14 protein-coding genes are annotated in these 13626 nt (G+C 72.2%); 11 read left to right on the top strand and 3 right to left on the bottom strand.

The window, feature by feature from the left end; translation table 11 throughout:
- Window positions 1-257 precede the first annotated feature (257 nt).
- From BEK98_RS42675 to BEK98_RS42660, 4 genes are all read left to right on the top strand, one after another.
- Complete coding sequence (locus BEK98_RS42675) at window positions 258-1007, top strand: response regulator transcription factor (protein WP_094222237.1); 750 nt, start codon at window positions 258-260, stop codon at window positions 1005-1007.
- Between the two features lie 147 nt (window positions 1008-1154).
- A complete protein-coding gene (locus BEK98_RS42670) occupies window positions 1155-2357 on the top strand; it encodes a cytochrome P450 (RefSeq protein WP_094222197.1) in 1203 nt (400 codons plus the stop codon).
- A 32-nt stretch (window positions 2358-2389) separates the two neighbouring features.
- Window positions 2390-2587, top strand: a complete 198-nt coding sequence (locus tag BEK98_RS42665) for a ferredoxin (RefSeq protein WP_094222236.1) — start codon at window positions 2390-2392, stop codon at window positions 2585-2587.
- Entirely contained in the window at window positions 2584-3744 is a 1161-nt protein-coding gene (locus BEK98_RS42660) for an NAD(P)/FAD-dependent oxidoreductase (protein ID WP_094222196.1), read from the top strand. Before BEK98_RS42665 ends, BEK98_RS42660 begins: the two co-directional genes overlap by 4 nt.
- A 643-nt stretch (window positions 3745-4387) precedes the next feature.
- Here BEK98_RS42660 and BEK98_RS42655 read toward each other — a convergent pair.
- Window positions 4388-5287 (bottom strand): EamA family transporter, encoded by a 900-nt coding sequence (locus BEK98_RS42655; RefSeq protein ID WP_094222195.1) that lies wholly within the window; start codon window positions 5285-5287, stop codon window positions 4388-4390.
- Between the two features lie 68 nt (window positions 5288-5355).
- Between BEK98_RS42655 and BEK98_RS42650 the strand changes: the two genes are divergently transcribed.
- The 7 genes from BEK98_RS42650 to BEK98_RS42620 all read left to right on the top strand — a co-directional run bounded on the left by BEK98_RS42650 (window position 5356) and on the right by BEK98_RS42620 (window position 12061).
- Window positions 5356-6222 carry a LysR family transcriptional regulator gene (locus tag BEK98_RS42650; RefSeq protein ID WP_094222194.1) on the top strand — a complete coding sequence of 289 codons (867 nt, stop codon included), beginning with the start codon at window positions 5356-5358 and terminating at the stop codon, window positions 6220-6222.
- Window positions 6223-6320: 98 nt separating this feature from the next.
- Window positions 6321-6971: a GntR family transcriptional regulator gene (locus tag BEK98_RS42645; protein WP_094222193.1), complete on the top strand. Its 651-nt coding sequence runs from the start codon at window positions 6321-6323 to the stop codon at window positions 6969-6971.
- A gap of 108 nt (window positions 6972-7079) precedes the next feature.
- Window positions 7080-7838: a PIG-L deacetylase family protein gene (locus BEK98_RS42640; RefSeq protein ID WP_094222192.1), complete on the top strand. Its 759-nt coding sequence runs from the start codon at window positions 7080-7082 to the stop codon at window positions 7836-7838.
- Complete coding sequence (locus tag BEK98_RS42635; RefSeq protein WP_094222191.1) at window positions 7835-8545, top strand: 4-carboxy-4-hydroxy-2-oxoadipate aldolase/oxaloacetate decarboxylase; 711 nt, start codon at window positions 7835-7837, stop codon at window positions 8543-8545. The genes BEK98_RS42640 and BEK98_RS42635 overlap by 4 nt, the downstream gene beginning before the upstream one ends.
- Window positions 8542-9657, top strand: coding sequence for a 4-oxalomesaconate tautomerase (locus tag BEK98_RS42630; RefSeq protein ID WP_094222190.1), 1116 nt, complete (start codon window positions 8542-8544; stop codon window positions 9655-9657). The genes BEK98_RS42635 and BEK98_RS42630 overlap by 4 nt, the downstream gene beginning before the upstream one ends.
- A complete protein-coding gene (locus tag BEK98_RS42625; protein ID WP_094222189.1) occupies window positions 9638-10588 on the top strand; it encodes a VOC family protein in 951 nt (316 codons plus the stop codon). The genes BEK98_RS42630 and BEK98_RS42625 overlap by 20 nt, the downstream gene beginning before the upstream one ends.
- Before the next feature lie 147 nt (window positions 10589-10735).
- A complete protein-coding gene (locus BEK98_RS42620; protein ID WP_094222188.1) occupies window positions 10736-12061 on the top strand; it encodes an MFS transporter in 1326 nt (441 codons plus the stop codon).
- 47 nt (window positions 12062-12108) lie between these two features.
- Here BEK98_RS42620 and BEK98_RS49300 read toward each other — a convergent pair whose 3' ends face one another.
- Entirely contained in the window at window positions 12109-12867 is a 759-nt protein-coding gene (locus tag BEK98_RS49300) for a helix-turn-helix domain-containing protein (protein ID WP_167444395.1), read from the bottom strand.
- Window positions 12868-13062: 195 nt separating this feature from the next.
- The gene (locus tag BEK98_RS42610) at window positions 13063-13584 is read right to left on the bottom strand and encodes a hypothetical protein (RefSeq protein WP_094222187.1); all 522 of its coding nucleotides are present in this window, start codon (window positions 13582-13584) and stop codon (window positions 13063-13065) included.
- Window positions 13585-13626: the final 42 nt, after the last annotated feature.

The raw sequence follows: 13626 nt of genomic DNA, 5'->3' as shown, positions 1-13626 counted from the left end.
AGGGGTGAGCGGGGAAGGGGGAGGAGGACGTCCCCGGGCCGGGCGCCGGCCCCGGGGGAAGGGTCCGACGGTCCGGCCCGGGGACTGCGCCGTGTTTCCGTCCCCACGGGTACGGCGCGCTGGGGCCCGTCTCCGCTCAGAACGGGCCCGGCCCGGATGGGCTTGCTTGAGTTAGGCAAGCACATGTGAGTTACTTGAGTCAAGCAAGCTCATTGGTATTGCTTGAGTCAGGCAAGCATGGGAGTAGGGTCATGATCATGCCCGCAGACCTCCGGACATCCGCCCGTGGCGGTGGAACGTCTGCCCGCGGTAGCGGAACAGCTGCCGGTGGCGGCGGACCGCACCTCCTGATCGCCGCCGGTGAACCGGACACCGCAGAACTGCTCGCCATCACGCTGGAGCTGGCGGGCTACCGGATCGGCGCGGCGGACACCGGGCCCGGCATCGCCCGGAGGCTCAGCGAGCGGCCGTACCAACTGGTGGTGGTCGACGCGGAGTTGCCGGGCCTGGCGGATCTGGCGCACACGGGGGCGGTCGCCTACCGCCCCCCGGTGCTCCTGCTCGCCGGCTGCGACGTGCTGCCCCGGCTCGTCCCCGCACTCGGCGCGGGTGAGCGGGACTGCGTCACCAAGCCGGTCCGGATCGCCGAAGTCCTGGCCAGGATCAAGGTGTTACTGCGCGCCGACGTGTCCGGTGACGAAGGGCGCCGAGGTGGTGCGCTGCACTATGCCGACCTGGTCCTGGACGACATGACCTGTCAGGCGCGCCGGGGGAGTCGCGCGCTCGATCTCAGCCCCGCCGAGTACCGGTTGCTGCGCCATCTCCTCGTCAACGCCCGCAAGGTGCTCTCCAAGGAGCAGATCAGCCGGTGTGTGTGGGGTGAGTTCCGGGGTGAGAACGCCATCGAGCAACTTGTCTCCCGGGTCAGACGCAAAGTGGACCGGGATGAGCCCTCGCTGATCCATACGCGCCGGGGCTTCGGCTACTGGCTCGGCAGTGCGACGTGAACTCCCCTGTTTCTGAATGCAATTGAGGCCTCCCCCGCTCTGTGATCCGCGTCACGTCAGGTTCCCGTCAGGAAACGAACCGGAAGCGGTCAGCCAGCTCTGTTTGCATGTGCTCATCCCGGAGTCCCCCACCACCGAGGAGACGTCATGGCCGACACCCTCGTCCCCGATTTCCCGATGCCGAGGGCGGCCCGCTGCCCCTTCGACCCGCCGCCCGCCCTGAAGGAGCTGCAGCAGCAGGCTCCCCTGGTCAAGGTGCGGCAGTGGGACGGCAGCGAGTCCTGGCTCGTCACCCGCTACGCCGACCAGCGCGCGCTCCTGGGCGACCCCAGGGTCAGCGCGGACCCCGACCGCCCCGGCTACCCGACCAAGGCGAGCCCGGCCGCCGGTGAGGGCAAGCTCAGCTTCATCATGATGGACGACCCCGAACACGCCCGGCTGCGCCGGATGGTGACGGCCCCCTTCGCCGTCAAACGCGTGGAGGCGCTGCGGCCCGCGGTCCAGCGCATCGTGGACGGCCTGATCGACGACCTGCTGGCCGGCCCCAACCCCGCCGATCTCGTCGAGACGTTCGCTCTGCCGATCCCCTCCCTGGTCATCTGCGAACTGCTCGGTGTGCCCTACGCCGACCATGCCTTCTTCCAGGACCACACCAAGACCATGGTCCACCGGGACGCCACCCCCGAGCAGCGCGGACAGGCGAGCCGTGAGGTGGCCGCCTACCTGGCCGGACTCATCGGCGAACGCGTCACCCGGCCCCAGGAGGATCTGCTCTCCGGCATCGCCGGGCGGGTCATCGCCGGGGAGCTGACCCACCAGCAGGCGACGGAGATGGCACTCCTGCTGCTCATCGCGGGTCACGAGACCACCGCCAACATGATCGCCCTCGGCACGCTCGCCCTGCTCCAGCACCCCGACCAGCTCGCCCTCCTGCGCGAGAGCGACGACCCCCGCTTCATCGCCGGAGCCGTCGAGGAACTGCTGCGGTACCTGCACATCACCCATCTCGGCCGGCGTCGCGCCGTCACCGAGGACATCGAGATCGGCGGCCAGGTCGTCAAGGCCGGCGAGGGCCTGATCATGGTGAACGAGATCGGCAACCGGGACCCCGAGGTCTTCGCCGATCCCGACCGCCTCGACCTCACCCGCGACGCCCGCCGGCACGTCGCCTTCGGCTTCGGCGTCCATCAGTGCCTCGGCCAGCCGCTGGCCCGCATGGAGCTGCAGGTCGTCTACGGCACCCTCTACCGCCGCATCCCCACCCTGCGGCCGGCCTGCGCCCTGGAGGACGTCCCGTTCAAGCACGACGCGTTCATCTACGGCGTCCACGAGCTGCCGGTCGCCTGGTGACGGGACCCCACGGGAAGACGGAGGAGAAGACCATGCGTGTGGAACTGGACGAGCCCAAGTGTGTCGCGTCGGGGCAGTGCGTGCTGGCCGCCCCCGAGGTGTTCGACCAGCGGGACGAGGACGGCATCGCCTTCCTGCTGGACGAGACGCCCGGCGCGGACTCCCTCGACGGGGTCCGCGAGGCCGTCGCGGTCTGCCCGGCCGCAGCGATCCGCCTGGCGGAAAGGTGAAGCGGATCGTCGTCGTCGGCGCCTCGGCCGCCGGGCTCGCCGCGGCCGAGACGCTGCGCCGCGAGGGCTACGACGGCACGCTCACCCTCGTCGGCGACGAGCCGCATCCGCCGTACGACCGGCCCCCGCTGTCCAAGCAGGTCCTGGCCGCCGAGTGGCCGCCGGAGCGGGTGCGGCTGCGCCCGCCCGCCGACCTGGCGGCACTCGGCCTCGACCAGCGGCTGGGAGTGGCCGCGACCGGCATGGACGTTGCCGACCAGGCGCTGCGGCTGGCCGACGGCTCGGTGCTGCCGTACGACGGACTCGTCATCGCCACGGGTGTGCGTCCGCGCCGGCTGCCCGGTGAGGGCGCCCACGTCCTGCGCACGCTCTCCGACGCCCTCACCCTCCGGGACCGGCTCCGGCCGGGGCTGCGGCTGGTGGTGGTCGGGGCCGGGTTCCTCGGTGCGGAGGCCGCCGCCGTGGCCTGGAAGCTGGGCGCGCGGGTGACGCTCCTGGAACCGGCACCGGTGCCGCTCGCGCACGCGGTCGGCGAGGAGGTGGGCCGGGTGCTGTCCCGGGCGCACCTGGAGCGGGGCGTCGACCTGCGCACCGGCGTCACCGTCACCGAGGTGACCGAGGAGGGGGTGCGGCTCGGCGACGGCCGGGAAGTCGAGGCCGACGAGGTGCTGGTCGCAGTCGGCTCGCTGCCCAACACCGAGTGGCTGGCGGGCAGCGGACTCACCGTCGCCGACGGGGTGGTGTGCGACCAGTACTGCGCGGCCGCGCCGGGCGTGTACGCGGCCGGGGACGTGGCCCGCTGGCACCACCCGCACTTCGGGGTGCGGATGCGGATCGAGCACCGTACCAACGCGGCGGAGCAGGGCATGGCCGCGGCCCGGAACCTGCTCAACCCCGAGGCGGCCAAGCCGTTCGCGCCGGTGCCGTACTTCTGGTCGGACCAGTACGACCTGAAGATCCAGGCATACGGCTATCTGCGCGGACACGACGAACTGGCCTTCGTCGACGGCGACTTGGCCGAGGGCCACTTCGTGGCCGCGTACCGCACCGGCGACCGCCTCGCCGGAGCCCTCGCCGTCGGCATGCCACCCAAGACGATCCGACGCTGGCGCCAGGCCGTGGCGGCGGGGGCGAGCTGGAAGGAGGTTGTGGGCTGACGGGGACTTGGTGCGAGGCGGTGGGCTGGGCCCGCGGCCGGCGTGTGTTCGCGGGGTGGGTGGGTTGACCCTGCGATCGGCGCAAGCCGGCTGGCGGCGGTGGGCTGAGCGTGCACCTTGGGCGAGTTGGCGCGAGGTGTTGGGCTGGGCCCGTGCCTTCGGTGAGTCGGCCGGTGGTGGTGAGCTGAGCTCTCGCCTGGCGCGAGCCGACCGGTGGCGGTGGGGCGAGTCTGCGCCTTGGGTGGGTTGGCCGAGGCGGTGAGTCGAGTTCTGCGCTGGCACAAGCTGGCCGGTGGCGGTGGGGCGAGTCTGCGCCTTGGGCGAGTTGGCGGGTAGCGGTGAGCTGAGCTCTCGGCCTGGCGTGAGCTGGCTGGTGGCGGTGGGGCGAGTCTGCGCCTGGGGTGGGTTGGCGGGTAGCGGTGAGCTGAGCTCTCGGCCTGGCGTGAGCTGACCGGTGGCGGTGGGGCGAGCCCGCGCTTTGAGTGAGCCGGCCGGAGGCGGTGGTTTGGCTCCGTGCGGGTCGTGAGCCGACCGGATCTGCTGGGCTGAGGCCGTTCGCGGCGTGAGCCCGGCTGGAGGCGGTGGGCCGAGTCCGCGCCCGCGCCGGCCGGGCGGGGAGCCCAGCCCGTACCGGGACGGTAGTTCAGCTGCGTGTCGTCAGCATGCTGGTCGCGTTCGCGGCGACGACCGCGCCGATGGCCGCCCACTCCGGTGCGCCGAGGGTCTGGCCGAGGACGATCCAGCCGACCACGGCCGCGAGGACCGGATTGACGCTCATGAACAGGCCGAAGGTCTGGGCGGGCACGGTTCGCAGGGTGAGCAGGTCGGCGAGGTAGGGCAGGGCCGAGGAGAGCACCCCGGCGGCGACGGCGCACAGCAGGGCCCCGGCCGTGGGCGGGTGGCGTACGACGACGGCGATCCCGGCCGGGAGGAAGGCCAGCGCCGACACCGTCGCGGCGGCGGCCGCGCCCTGGGCCCCGGGGATGCGACGGCCGACGATCCGGTTGAGCAGGATGTACGAGGCCCAGCAGCAGGCGGCCACCAGGCCGAGGCCCATCCCCACGTAGTCGGTCGAGGGCTGCGGGCGCATCAGGACCACGACCCCGGCCCCCGCCAGCACCGCGCACCCCGCGTCCAGCCGGCGCCGGGACGCGGCCAGCGCGATGGTGAGCGGGCCGAGGAACTCCAGGGTCACCGCGAGGCCCAGGCCGATCCGGTCGACCGCGGTGTACAGGGTGAGGTTCATCGTGCCGAAGACCGCCGCGAGCAGCAGCACCGGCCACCACTGGTGCCAGGTGAAGGAGCGAAGGCGTGGCCGGCCTACGGCCAGCAGGACCAGCGCGGCGACGTACTGACGCATCGCCACCACGCCGAGGGGCCCGAGCACGGGAAAGGCCAGCGCCCCGATGGCCGCGCCGGTCTGGTTGGACAGGCCGCTGCCGAACATGGTGGCGACCCCGGCCAGGCGCCGGGCCTGCGGCGCGGAGCCGGACGGGGTGGTGGTCGCGGTCCCGGTGGCAGGGCGTTCGAGAGCTTGAGGCATGTCCGGATGGTCCGCCACCAGGCTGCTTGCACAAAATGCATGCACGGGCCGATCTATACGCTGAGCGTATGCACGACGCCGACACCATCGACCTGCGCCAGCTCCGCTGCCTCGTGGCCATCGTCGACGAGGGCACCTTCACCGACGCGGCCATCGCCCTCGGCGTCTCCCAGGCCGCCGTGTCCCGCACCCTCGCCTCCCTCGAACGGGCCCTGGGCGTACGGCTGCTCAGGCGCACCTCGCGCGCGGTGACCCCGACCGCGACCGGGCTGCGCGTGGTGGCGCAGGCCCGGCGGGTGCTCGCGGACGTGACCGAGCTGGTCCGGGAGGCCACCTCGGGGCACGAGCGGGTGCGGATCGGTTACGCCTGGTCGGCGCTCGGCCGCCACACCGTGGCCTTTCAGCGGCGCTGGACCGCCGCGCACCCCGGCACCGATCTGCTCCTGGTGCGCGTCAACTCCCCGTCCGCGGGGCTGGCCGAGGGCGCCTGCGATCTCGCGGTGATTCGCAGGCCGCTGGACGACCGGCGCTTCGACACCGCCATCGTCGGCCTGGAGCGGCGCCTGTGCGCGCTCGCCGCCGACGATCCGCTGGCCAGGCGCCGGTCGGTCCGGCTCGCCGACCTCACCGCCCGCACCCTCCTCATCGACCGCCGCACCGGCACGGCCACCCCCGAGCTGTGGCCGCCCGGCGCCCGGCCGGCCGTCGAGGAGACGCACGACGTGGACGACTGGCTCACCGCCATCGCCGCCGGACGCTTCATCGGCGTGACCGCCGAGTCCACCGCGAACCAGTACCCGAGACCCGGCATCGTCTACCGGCCGGTGCGCGACGCCGAACCCGTCGCCGTGCGCCTCGCCTGGTGGCGGGACGACCCGCACCCCGCCCACCAGGCCGTGCGCGAACTGCTCACCGAGCTGTACCGGGCGGGTTGACGCGGGCCCCAGCGGCAGCAGAAAGCGCGAACAAAATTGTTGACAATCTTGTTTGGCTAGATTTACGTTCGACAGGCACTCACTCAGGGAGGGCACACATGCCGAAGGAAGCCCGTCCGACCACCGGAGAGCAGGCCAAACAGCATGCGCTCGCGCAGCTGCGGCAGGCGATCCTGCACGGCGAGATGGCACCGGCCCAGCGGCTGGTGGAGAACGAACTCGCCGAGCAGTTCGGTGTGACGCGGGCCAGCATCCGGGCGGCACTGATCGATCTGGAGGCCCAGGGACTGGTCGAACGGATCCGCAACCGCGGCTCGCGGGTGCGGGTGGTGACCGTGGAGGAAGCGGTCGCGATCACGGAGTGCCGCATGGTCCTGGAAGGACTGTGCGCGGCGAAGGCGGCCGTCGCGGCGAGCGACGAGCAGCTGGCCGGGCTGGCCGACCTCGGCGCGGCGATGCAGAAGGCCGTCGCCGACGGCGAGCCGGTGACGTACTCCGAACTCAACCACCGACTCCACGACCGGATCCGGGAGATCTCCGGACAGCAGACCGCCGTCGAGCTGCTGGAGCGGCTGAACGCCCAACTGGTCCGCCACCGCTTCCAGTTGGCGCTCAGGCCCGGGCGTCCCCAGCAATCCCTGAACGAGCACCTGGCGATGATCGAAGCGATCAGTGCCAGGGACCCGCAGGCGGCCGAAGCGGCCGTCCGCGCCCACCTCGCCAGCGTGATCGAGGCGCTCAGCGACTGACGCGCCGCGCGCGGGACGCGGGGCGGGCGCGCACCTGTCCATCGAGGCAAGGGCACCGCAGGGGCACACCCCTGCGGTGAACCGAGCCTGAAAAGGGAGATTTCCGCAATGACGCACGCCCACGCGCCCGTGCCCCCCACCCCACCACGTTCGAACCTGGTCGTCACCGCGCACGCCGGGGACTTCGTGTGGCGCGCCGGCGGAGCCATCGCCCTGGCCGCCGCCCGCGGGGAGAAGGTCACCATCGCGTGCCTCACCTTCGGCGAGCGAGGCGAGTCCGCCAAGGCGTGGCGCGAGGGGAAGAGCCTGGAGGAGATCAAGGCGATACGCCGAGCGGAGGCCGAGCAGGCCGCCGCCACCCTCGGCGCCGAGGTCCGCTTCTTCGACGCCGGCGACTACCCGCTCGTGGCCGGCGCCGAGCTGACCGACCAACTCGTCGCCGTCTTCCGCGAGACCCAGCCCGACGTCGTGCTCACCCACCCGGTCGAGGACCCCTACAACGGCGACCACCCGGCCGCCAACCGCATGGCTCTGGAGGCCCGTGTCCTCGCCCAGGCCATCGGGTACCCCGGACCCGGCGAGATCATCGGCGCCCCGCCCGTCTTCTACTTCGAGCCCCACCAGCCCGAGATGAGCGGCTTCCGGCCCGAAGTCCTGCTCGACATCACCGAGGTGTGGGAGACCAAGCGCAAGGCGATGGAGTGCCTCGGCGCCCAGCAGCACCTGTGGGACTACTACACCGACCTCGCCGTCCGCCGCGGCGTCCAGCTCAAGCGCAACGCGGGCCCCAACCTCGGCCTGCCGCACAAGACCATGGCCGAGGCCTACATGCGCCCCTACCCGCAGGTCACCAAGGAGCTGGTATGAGCGGCGTGATCGTCACCGACCCGCCCAAGGCCGACGCCGAGGACGTCGAGGCCCTCGCCGGGTACGGCGTGGCCACCGTGCACGAGGCCATGGGCCGCACCGGACTGCTCCCGGCGCGGCTGCGCCCGATCCAGCAGGGCACCCGGGTCGCGGGCACCGCGGTCACCGTGCTGTCCTGGCCCGGCGACAACCTCATGATCCACGCGGCCGTCGAGCAGTGCGGCGCGGGCGACCTGCTGGTCGTCACCACCACCTCGCCCTCCACCGACGGCATGTTCGGCGAGCTGTTCGCCACCGCGCTGAAGCGGCGCGGTGTGCGCGGCCTGGTCATCGACGCCGGCATCCGTGACACCCAGGAGCTGCGCGAACTCGGCTTCCCCGCCTGGTCGGCGGCCGTCTCGGCGCAGGGCACCGTGAAGGCGACCGGCGGCTCGGTCAACGTACCCGTGGCCGTCGGCGGTCAGCTGATCAGGCCCGGTGACGTGATCCTCGCCGACGACGACGGAGTCGTGGTCGTGCCGCGCGAGAAGGCCCGCGAGGCCGCCGCGGCGTCCGAGGCCCGCGAGGCCAAGGAGGCCGCCTCCCGCGCCGCCTTCGTCGAGGGTCAACTCGGCCTGGACCGCTACGGGCTGCGAGAGAAGCTCGCCCGACTGGGCGTCACGTACACCCCGTACGAGGACCATGTCCGGGACGGAGCCGGGGCGTGAGCGGGCCCACGGAGGTGCGCTGCATGCTGATGCGCGGCGGCACCTCCAAGGGCGCCTACCTCCTGGCCGAGGACCTGCCCGCCGACCCGGCCGCCCGCGACGACCTGCTGCTGCGGATCATGGGCAGCCCCGACCCGCGCCAGATCGACGGGCTCGGCGGCGCCCACCCGCTCACCAGCAAGGTGGCTGTCGTCTCCGCGTCCGACGCCCCCGACGCCGACGTGGACTACCTCTTCCTCCAAGTGGCCGTGGACCGAGCTGAGGTGAGTGACCGTCAGAACTGCGGGAACATCCTCGCCGGTGTCGGCCCGTTCGCGGTCGAGCGGGGGCTCGTGGCCCCCGGCGACGGCGAGACCTCCGTACGCATCCGCATGCTCAACACGGGGGAGCGGGCGATCGCCACCTTCCCCACCCCGGGCGGGCGCGTGGACTACACCGGGGACGCCGAGATCTCGGGCGTGCCCGGCACCGCGGCCCCCGTGGTGATCGAGTTCCCGCCCTCGGGCACTCCGCTGCTGCCCACGGGCCGCGTCCGCGACACCGTCGCCGGTACCGAAGTGACCTGCGTGGACAACGGGATGCCGACCGTGCTCATCCCGGCGACCGCGCTGAAGGTCACCGGATACGAGGAACCCAAGGACCTGGAGGAGGACCTGGCGCTCGCCGACCGTCTCCATGAGATCCGGCTGGCGGCGGGTCGGCTGATGGGGCTCGGTGACGTCGAGACCGCCACCGTCCCCAAGCTCACGCTGCTGGCCCCGCCCCGGACCGGCGGCGCGGTCACCACCCGCACCTTCATCCCCGTGCGCTGCCACACCTCCATCGGCGTGCTCGGCGCCGCGAGTGTGGCGGCCGGGCTCAGGCTGCCCGGCGGGGTGGGGGAGGGGATCGCCCGGCCGCCCGAGCGTGGCGACCGTGTCCGCATCGAGCACCCCACCGGCTTCCTGGACATCGAGACGGCCGTCGATACGGCCGCTTCCCCGCCCACGGCGCGTCGTACCGCCGTCGTCCGCACGGCCCGAAAGATCATCGACGGCATCGTCTTTCCACGTGCCGCCACCGCCGCACCCGTACACCCCCTTGGAGGCAACGATGGCTCCGCCGCTCGGTGACATCGCCCATATCGGCCACGTCGAGCTGTTCACCCCGGACCTGGACGCCAGTGTCGCCTTCGTCACCGACTACCTGGGGCTCACGGTCAACGGGGAGGACGGCGACACCGTCTATCTGCGCACCTTCGACGACTACGAGCACCACAGCCTCGTCCTCACCGCCCGGGACCGGCCCGGCCTCGGCCGGCTCGCCCTGCGCACCTCCGGCGAGGAGGCCCTCCACCGCCGTATCAGGGCGATCGAGGCGGCGGGCGGCAAGGGACGGTGGGCCGAGGACGAACCCGGCCTCGGCGCGCTGTACGTCACGACCGACCCGGACGGACACGAACACGCCCTGTACTGGGAGAGCGAGCACTACCAGGCCCCCGACGAGCTGAAACCGGCGCTGAAGAACCAGCCGCAGGCCAAGCCCAACCGGGGCGTGGGCGTACGGCGGCTCGACCACGTCAACTTCCTCGCCGCCGACGTGCTCGCCAGCGCCGAGTTCCAGGAACACGTGCTCGGCGCCCGGCCCACCGAGCAGATCAGGCTCGACACCGGGCGGATCGCGGCCCGCTGGCTGACCTTCACGAACAAGTCGTACGACGTCGTGTACACGGAGGACTGGACGGGCTCGACCGGCCGGCTGCACCACATCGCCTTCGCGACGGACACCCGTGAGGACATCCTGCGCGCCGCCGACCTCGCGATCGACACCGGCGTCTTCATCGAGACCGGCCCGCACAAGCACGCCATCCAGCAGACGTTCTTCCTCTACGTCTACGAGCCCGGCGGCAACCGCATCGAGCTGTGCAACCCGCTCACCCGGCTCGTGCTGGCCCCGGACTGGCCGCTCGTCACCTGGACCGAGGCCGAGCGGGCCAAGGGGCAGGCCTGGGGGCTGCAGACCATCGCGTCCTTCCACACCCACGGCACACCGCCGGTGGGCTGACCGCCGACGCCCGCGTCCCCACGTCGACGGCTCATTGTCGATGAGATTGTTGACAAAAATGTTGACGTTGACGTGGTGGGTCCTTAGCGTCTGCCCCACTCACTGATCCCCTCCAGGGAACGCCTCCTGGACGAGAGGAAAACAAAGATGTCCTCCTCCCTCGCCCCCTCCGCTCGCGGCAGCAGACTCGCGCTGCTGGTCGTCGGTCTGTGCTGGCTCGCCGTCCTCTTCGACGGCCTCGACATGTTCATCTACGGCTCGGTGCTGCCCCACCTGCTGGCGACCAAGACCTTCGGCCTCACCCCCGACCGGGCCGGCGACCTCGGCAGCTACGCCACCTTCGGCATGCTGGTGGGCGCCCTGACGGCGGGCACGGTCGCCGACCGGATCGGCCGCAAGAAGCTGATGGTCGCCTGCGTCACGCTGTTCTCGCTGGCCTCCGGCGTGTGCGCGATAGCCGACAGCGTCACGGTCTTCGGCCTCGGCCGGACCCTGGCCGGTGTCGGCCTCGGCGGTCTGCTGCCCACCGCGATCAGCATGGTCTCCGACTACGCCAGAGGTGGCCGCGGCGCCCTGACCATCGGCGCGCTGATGACCGCCCACCACGCCGGCGGCATCCTCTCCGCCTACGTGGCCAAGTGGCTCGTGGAGCCCGTCGGCTGGCGCTCCGCGTTCTGGGTCTGCGTGCTCCCGCTGCTCTTCGTCCCGGTGCTCGCCAAGGTGATGCCCGAGTCGCTGAGCTTCCTGGTCGCCAAGGGCCGCACCGAGGAGGCCCGCGCGCTGGCCGACCGCTACGAGGTCGAGCTGCCCGCCGCGGCCGGCAAGAAGACCTCCGCCGACCGCTGGGACGCCCTGATCGACCTGTTCCGCGGCGGCGAGTGGCTGCAGACCCTGCTCTACTGGCTGGCCTCCTTCGGCGGACTCCTCCTCGTCTACGGCGTCGCCACCTGGCTGCCCACCCTGATGCGCGGTGAGGGCTACAACCTCGGCTCCGCGCTGACCTTCGTGGTCCTCTTCAACCTCGGTGGCATCGTCGGCATGCTGGTCGCGGGCCGCGCCGCCGACCGCTTCGGCGCCCCGCGCATCTCCGCTCTCTGGTTCGCGCTCACCGCCGCCGGGGTCTTCCTGCTCAGCGTCCGCATGCCGCTGGGCGTGACCTTCCTGGTCGTCTTCCTCACCGGCGTGTTCCTCAACAGCGCCCAGACGATGATCTACGCGACCGTCTCCATCCGCTCCACCCCGGCCGGCCGCGCCACCGCCGTCGGCTGGACCTCCGGCATGGGCCGCTTCGGCGCCGTCTTCGGCCCCTGGCTCGGGGGTCAGCTGCTCGCCGCCGGCAACGGCGACTGGGGCTTCACCGCCTTCGCCCTGGCCGGTGTGTCGTCGATGGTCTTCATCGGCCTCGCGGCCCTGCGCTCGGCCCGGCGCCCGGAGCGCAGCGGTGCAGAACAGCAGCTCATCGCCGCCCAGTGACCGGCACGGTGCCGCGCCCGGATCCCGGGTGCGGCACCGCCGTCCCCTCACTCGCCGGGCGGCTCCACGTCCAGACCCGTGCACGCCAGCTTCCCGCCCACCTCGGCACACGCCTCCACGCCCTTGGGTGAGCGGACGGCGAGCATCGGGCTGGTGTCCGCGGCGGACTCGTTCGCGGGATAGCTCGCCGACAGCACGTCCTGCCCGGCCCGCACCGACACCTCCCGCGCCATCGGGGTGCGCACCCGTACCTCCGACCACGCGGTGCCGCAGCCGGGGGAGTAGCGCAGCCGGACGTCGTAGTCGGTGTCGGTGACCGTGCTCTTGGTCTGCGCGTCCCGGGCGCACACCGACGCGTCGGGCAACTGGCCCTGGCAGGAGCGCGCGTGGCAGCGCGGCACGGTCAGGAGGGTCTGCGCGGTGGGAGCGGGGGAGCCCTGCCGGCTGGACACGGTGACCGTGGCGGCCAGCGCGGCGGCCGTGCCGAGCAGCGCGAGCGCCGAGAGCGGGAGCCATCGCGAGCGGGACCGGCCCGCCTGCTCCGGCGGACTCGGCGCGGGCGGCTCCTCGGCCGCCTCCCACAGGGCCTTCACGGCTGCGGGATCGGCGCCGGCCAGTCGGCTGAGCGCCTCCACCGCGGCCCACGGGGGCCGTTTGGTGCCGGTCAGATAGCGGTGCCAGGCCGACTTGCTGTACGGGGTGCGGGCGGCCAGTGCCGCCAGGCTCAGTCCCGTACCGTCCTTCAGTTCGCGCAGTCTCACCACCAGTGGCTCGTCCGGCGTGGTCGGTTCTTGGGGATGCCGCATCGTGCGTCCCTCGACTCCCATTCCGCTATGGGCGCTTTCGCCCCTGTTGTCGGAATGGCTTCCCAGGAGATCGGGGTCCGCAACACCTGATGAGGTATGAGGAGGGTGAGGCGTGTGCACGCCGAAGGCCTGTTCGGGAGAAGGGGGTTCCCGAGCAGGCCTTCGACGGTCAGGAGGTGCGGGTGTGCGTGGTCGTCAGCACCACGGGACGGCGGTGCGTCCGGTGCGGACGTAGCGGGCGGAGACGTAGCCCCGGTGGTGCGGGAGCCGGTACCAGACGTGGTTGCCGTACACCCCGGAGCCGTACGTCTTGCAGCGGAGCGTCAGCAGCCGGTGCGTGTGCCGGTGCCCGATCACCCGGTAGTTGGTGCCCGGGCCGGAGCGGACGTTCAGCCGGAGGCGGTGCGTGGAGACGCGGCCGAGGACGGGCAGGGTGCGGCGGTACGACATGCCCTGTGCGACCGCCCGTGCCACTCCCGGAGCGACGAGGTGGTGGATGTGACGCGTGCGGTACCGACGGTGGTGGACGCGGTGGATGCTGCGCTTGGCGTGGTGGCGGTGGTGCTTGGTGTGGTGCGTGGAGTGCTGGGCCGTGGCGCTGGGGGCCGGGCGTGGAGTGGTGGTCGCGCTCGCCGAGGCGGCCCCGGCCGCCGTGGGCAGGAACGCGAGCACCGCGACGATGGCCAGCACCCCGCTCTTGAGAGTCCGTCGGATCATGGAAACCTCCGGCTGTCGTTCGTGACCACGAACCGTGATCAC

The organism is Streptomyces diastatochromogenes, assembly GCF_002242805.1.
Lineage (GTDB): Bacteria > Actinomycetota > Actinomycetes > Streptomycetales > Streptomycetaceae > Streptomyces > Streptomyces diastatochromogenes.
The sequence above is the reverse complement of the archived record's forward strand: the minus strand, read 5'-3'. Positions and strand labels throughout refer to the sequence as shown.